The organism is uncultured Jannaschia sp., from assembly GCF_947494055.1.
Lineage (GTDB): Bacteria > Pseudomonadota > Alphaproteobacteria > Rhodobacterales > Rhodobacteraceae > Jannaschia.
In genome coordinates this window covers 1-320 of the sequence record NZ_CANLTR010000217.1, presented here as the reverse complement: position 1 = coordinate 320, position 320 = coordinate 1, and the positions used below count along the sequence as shown (strand labels likewise).

General features: G+C 69.4%; 1 pseudogene. It reads left to right on the top strand.

The window, feature by feature from the left end:
• Positions 1 to 108: 108 nt before the first annotated feature.
• Positions 109 to 320: pseudogene (locus Q1A87_RS23915) on the top strand (protein-L-isoaspartate O-methyltransferase); the annotation flags it as partial.

Here is a 320-nt window from a genome sequence, read left to right as displayed (position 1 = left end):
GCGGCGACTGCGCTCTGCAGACGGTGGGTGGATATCGGCGGGGGCTGCCATCAACGCAGACGGCTTCCGCCTTCCGGTCGGCAACCGCGACCGGCGGCGGGAGGCGCCATGACCGAGACATCCGACAGACGCGCGCGCATGGTGGAGACGCAGATCGAGGCCCGTGGCATCCGCGACGGTTATGTGCTGGAAGCGATGCGCAAGGTCCCCCGCGAGGCGTTCGTGGGGGGCGGCGACGAGGATGTCGCCTACGAGGACGGCCCGCTCCCGATCGGCCAGGGCCAGACGATCTCGCAACCCTACATCGTCGCGCTGATGAT